This is a genomic window from Pedobacter sp. NEAU-ZC8, from assembly GCF_059278965.1.
In genome coordinates this window covers 1-5473 of the sequence record NZ_JCAJXC010000031.1, presented here as the reverse complement: position 1 = coordinate 5473, position 5473 = coordinate 1, and the positions used below count along the sequence as shown (strand labels likewise).

Sequence of the window (5473 nt, the reverse complement as noted above, 5' to 3'; positions counted from 1 at the left end):
AAAGACTGGGAAACACAAGCTAGGCGATCTGCAACATATAAAGGCAAACCGAGAGGAGATGCCGAAAAGTTCATTAAAGAGATGTCATTTTATAAAAACGCAGCGAGGTAAACAAGTACGGTTTCAAAGTACATGAGCCAAGCAAGTTTTTCAAGTCAAATATCTAACAGACAAATTAGAATAAGACTATTATTAATAAGTTAAGAATGGTCAGTGTTCAAACAAAACATTTTACAATGGAGAGTTTGATCCTGGCTCAGGATGAACGCTAGCGGCAGGCCTAATACATGCAAGTCGAACGATACTTTCCAGCTTGCTGGAAAGGAAAGTGGCGCACGGGTGCGTAACGCGTATGCAACCTACCTTAATCAGGGGGATAGCCCGAAGAAATTCGGATTAACACCGCATAAAATCACAGTATAGCATTATACAATGATCAAATATTTATAGGATTAAGATGGGCATGCGTGACATTAGTTAGTTGGCGGGGTAACGGCCCACCAAGACCACGATGTCTAGGGGATCTGAGAGGATGACCCCCCACACTGGTACTGAGACACGGACCAGACTCCTACGGGAGGCAGCAGTAAGGAATATTGGTCAATGGAGGCAACTCTGAACCAGCCATGCCGCGTGCAGGAAGACAGCCCTCTGGGTCGTAAACTGCTTTTATTCGGGAATAAACCTATCTACGTGTAGATAGCTGAATGTACCGAAGGAATAAGGATCGGCTAACTCCGTGCCAGCAGCCGCGGTAATACGGAGGATCCAAGCGTTATCCGGATTTATTGGGTTTAAAGGGTGCGTAGGCGGCTTATTAAGTCAGGGGTGAAAGACGGTGGCTCAACCATCGCAGTGCCTTTGATACTGATGAGCTTGAATGTACTAGAGGTAGGCGGAATGTGACAAGTAGCGGTGAAATGCATAGATATGTCACAGAACACCGATTGCGAAGGCAGCTTACTATGGTATTATTGACGCTGAGGCACGAAAGCGTGGGGATCAAACAGGATTAGATACCCTGGTAGTCCACGCCCTAAACGATGAATACTCGCTGTTAGCGATATACAGTTAGCGGCTAAGCGAAAGCGTTAAGTATTCCACCTGGGGAGTACGCTCGCAAGAGTGAAACTCAAAGGAATTGACGGGGGCCCGCACAAGCGGAGGAGCATGTGGTTTAATTCGATGATACGCGAGGAACCTTACCCGGGCTTGAAAGTTAGTGAAGTTTTCAGAGATGGAAGCGTCCGCAAGGACACGAAACTAGGTGCTGCATGGCTGTCGTCAGCTCGTGCCGTGAGGTGTTGGGTTAAGTCCCGCAACGAGCGCAACCCCTATGTTTAGTTGCCAGCACGTTATGGTGGGGACTCTAAACAGACTGCCTGTGCAAACAGAGAGGAAGGAGGGGACGACGTCAAGTCATCATGGCCCTTACGTCCGGGGCTACACACGTGCTACAATGGATGGTACAGAGGGCAGCAAGCTGGCAACAGCAAGCAAATCTCAAAAAGCCATTCACAGTTCGGATAGAGGTCTGCAACTCGACCTCTTGAAGTTGGATTCGCTAGTAATCGCGTATCAGCAATGACGCGGTGAATACGTTCCCGGGCCTTGTACACACCGCCCGTCAAGCCATGGAAGTTGGGGGTACCTAAAGTATGTAACCGAAAGGAGCGTCCTAGGGTAAAACCGATAACTGGGGCTAAGTCGTAACAAGGTAGCCGTACCGGAAGGTGCGGCTGGAATACCTCCTTTCTGGAGTAGAATTGACTACTTGCTGCGTTTAAAATGATATAAAATGACAAAACATCTCAAAAAGAAAACCCATAGAATGAAACATCAATAGAGTGTTCCATACTGAAGTAAAGGTGAAACTGTAGGAAGCATTGTGTAGGAGAAACCTCAGATACAGTTCTAAACCGAAAGTAAACAGTCCCGTAGCTCAGTTGGTTAGAGCACTACACTGATAATGTAGGGGTCAGCAGTTCAAATCTGCTCGGGACTACTACTAAAATTTCTAAGGGGGATTAGCTCAGCTGGCTAGAGCGCCTGCCTTGCACGCAGGAGGTCAACGGTTCGACTCCGTTATTCTCCACCATCACCCTTACCTAATACAAAAGGTAAAGAAATAAGGAAACGTAAAGAATCCTGGGGATAGAAAAGTTCTTTGACATATTGGAAGAAGTTAAAAAAGAAGAGCAAACAACAATAGAGACGTTGTTAGCTGTTTAACTTGAAATGAAATAGACAACTTATGCATGCTTGCATGTGTATGCGTCAAAAGCATCAAGAGTATAAACATTAACAACAATCAAAAAAAGCATTTCCATAGGCGCAAAAGGCTATGGAGAGAAGAAAGTAAGAAAGAGCACACAGGGGATGCCTTGGCTCTCAGAGGCGATGAAAGACGTGATAAGCTGCGATAAGCTTCGGGGATTAGCAAATATGAATTGATCCGAAGATTTCTGAATGGGGAAACCTGGCTAGTTGAAGACTAGTCGTATATAATACGCAAACCTGCCGAACTGAAACATCTAAGTAAGCAGAGGAAGAGAAAATAATAATGATTTCCTAAGTAGTGGCGAGCGAAAGGGAAAGAGCCCAAACCAGTTATGTTACGGCATACCTGGGGTTGTAGGACTACGATGTGGTATTGATGAAATGAAGTGGAACAGGATGGGAAGCCTGGCAATATACGGTGATAGCCCGGTACACGTAAGTAACATCAGCCTAGTAGGATCCTGAGTACCGCGAGGTCGGAGACGCCTTGTGGGAATCTGCCGGCACCATCCGGTAAGGCTAAATACTCCTGAGAGACCGATAGTGAACCAGTACCGTGAGGGAAAGGTGAAAAGAACCCCGAACAGGGGAGTGAAATAGAACCTGAAACTGTGTGCTTACAAGCGGTCGGAGCGTCCAGGTGGCGTGACGGCGTGCCTTTTGCATAATGAGCCTACGAGTTACTCTTCTCTGGCAAGGTTAAGTGTTTAAGACACGGATCCGAAGCGAAAGCGAGTCTGAATAGGGCGTATAGTCAGGGGAGGTAGACGCGAAACCTTGTGATCTACCCATGGACAGGTTGAAGGTGCGGTAACACGTACTGGAGGACCGAACCGATAAACGTTGAAAAGTTTCCGGATGATCTGTGGGTAGGGGTGAAAGGCTAATCAAACTGGGAAATAGCTCGTACTCCCCGAAATGTTTTTAGGAACAGCGTTGTGGTAAAGTTATATAGAGGTAGAGCTACTGATTGGGTGCGGGGGAGTCAAATCCTACCAAATCCAGACAAACTCCGAATGCTATATAATATACGCAGCAGTGAGGCCCGGGGTGCTAAGGTCACGGGCCGAGAGGGAAAGAACCCAGACCATCAGCTAAGGTCCCCAAGTTACTACTAAGTTGAACTAACGAGGTGCGATTGCATAGACAGCTAGGATGTTGGCTTGGAAGCAGCCATTCATTTAAAGAGTGCGTAACAGCTCACTAGTCGAGCGATCGTGCATGGATAATAAACGGGCATTAAGTAGTACACCGAAGCTATGGGTAATATTTATATTACGGTAGGGGAGCATTCCAGCGGCAGCGAAGTTATGACGTAAGTTGTGGTGGAGCTTCTGGAAAAGCAAATGTAGGCATAAGTAACGATAAGGCAGGCGAGAAACCTGCCCACCGAAAGGATAAGGTTTCCTGATCAACGCTAATCGGATCAGGGTTAGTCGGGACCTAAGGAGAACCCGAAGGGGATATTCGATGGACAACTGGTTAATATTCCAGTACTTTTTATAACTGCGATGTGGGGACGGAGTAGTGACACTGCCGCGATCTGACGGAATAGATCGTTAAAGGCTGTAGGTATAGGACTGGTAGGCAAATCCGCCGGTCTTGCTGAACGCTGATAGTACCGCGAGCCTTCGGGTAAGTGGATAGTGCAGGTAATCAGACTTCCAAGAAAAACCGCTAAGCTTCAGGTTATAAAAACCCGTACCGCAAACCGACACAGGTATCCGGGAAGAGAATTCTAAGGTGCTCGAGTGAATCATGGCTAAGGAACTCGGCAAAATGGCCCTGTAACTTCGGGAGAAGGGGCGCTGGTAGCAATATCAGCCGCAGTGAAAAGGCCCAGGCGACTGTTTAACAAAAACACATGGCTTTGCAAAATCGAAAGATGAAGTATAAGGCCTGACACCTGCCCGGTGCTGGAAGGTTAAGAGGGGATGTTAGTCGCAAGGCGAAGCATTGAATCGAAGCCCCAGTAAACGGCGGCCGTAACTATAACGGTCCTAAGGTAGCGAAATTCCTTGTCGGGTAAGTTCCGACCTGCACGAATGGTGTAACGATCTGGGCGCTGTCTCAGCCATGAGCTCGGTGAAATTGTGGTCCCGGTGAAGACGCCGGGTACCCGCAACGGGACGGAAAGACCCCATGCACCTTCACTACAATTTAACATTGACATTGGATACAGGATGTGTAGGATAGGTGGGAGACTATGAAGCGGCGTCGCCAGGCGTCGTGGAGTCAACGTTGAAATACCACCCTTTCTGTATTCGGTGTCTAACTCGGCTTGGTCGAGGACATTGTTTGATGGGTAGTTTGACTGGGGTGGTCGCCTCCAAAAAGGTAACGGAGGCTTTCAAAGGTAAGCTCAATACGCTTGGTAACCGTATGAGGAGTGCAATAGCATAAGCTTGCTTGACTGTGAGGCAGACAAGCCGAGCAGGGTCGAAAGACGGATATAGTGATCCGGTGGTTCTGCATGGAAGGGCCATCGCTCAAAGGATAAAAGGTACGCTGGGGATAACAGGCTGATCTCCCCCAAGAGCTCATATCGACGGGGAGGTTTGGCACCTCGATGTCGGCTCGTCACATCCTGGGGCTGGAGAAGGTCCCAAGGGTTCGGCTGTTCGCCGATTAAAGTGGCACGCGAGCTGGGTTCAGAACGTCGCGAGACAGTTCGGTCCCTATCTGTTGTGGGCGTAGGAATTTTGAGTGGGGCTGACCTTAGTACGAGAGGACCGGGTTGGACTAGCCTCTAGTGAATCTGTTGTTCCGCCAGGGGCATTGCAGAGTAGCTACGCTGGGAATAGATAAGCGCTGAAAGCATCTAAGTGCGAAACTAGCCACGAGATGAGAATTCCATATAGGACCGTAGAAGACTACTACGTTGATAGGTTACAGATGTAAAGCTGGTGACAGCATAGTCGAGTAATACTAATCATCCGAAGCTTTCAAAAGCAGAATACTGTTGTTTGTTCTTCTGGAACTAACTTCTTTCAATAATATGTCATTGTTATTGAATACCAATCAATCGAGAGATAGATAGCTTAAATAACATTAAAAATATTTAGGTGCCTATATCGGTGGTGTCCACCTCTTCCCATTCCGAACAGAGAAGTTAAGCCCACCAGAGCCGATGGTACTGCGGTAACACGTGGGAGAGTAGGTCGGTGCCAAATCTTAAAGAAAGCCTGTAAGT

At 47.6% G+C, this 5473-nt stretch carries 2 tRNA genes and 3 rRNA genes; all 5 read left to right on the top strand.

The features are described 5' to 3' along the window. Positions 1–233 precede the first annotated feature (233 nt). The 5 genes from AC5WJX_RS17690 to rrf all read left to right on the top strand — a co-directional run bounded on the left by AC5WJX_RS17690 (position 234) and on the right by rrf (position 5453). Positions 234–1755, top strand: a 16S ribosomal RNA gene (locus tag AC5WJX_RS17690). A gap of 176 nt (positions 1756–1931) precedes the next feature. After that, positions 1932–2005, top strand: a tRNA-Ile gene (locus tag AC5WJX_RS17685). Between the two features lie 16 nt (positions 2006–2021). Beyond that, a tRNA-Ala gene (locus AC5WJX_RS17680) sits at positions 2022–2098 on the top strand. Positions 2099–2352: 254 nt separating this feature from the next. Then, positions 2353–5231: ribosomal RNA gene (locus tag AC5WJX_RS17675) — 23S ribosomal RNA — on the top strand. A 110-nt stretch (positions 5232–5341) separates the two neighbouring features. Beyond that, positions 5342–5453: ribosomal RNA gene (gene rrf, locus AC5WJX_RS17670) — 5S ribosomal RNA — on the top strand. Together the 16S, 23S and 5S rRNA genes with 2 tRNA genes alongside form the textbook arrangement of a ribosomal RNA operon. Positions 5454–5473 lie beyond the last annotated feature (20 nt).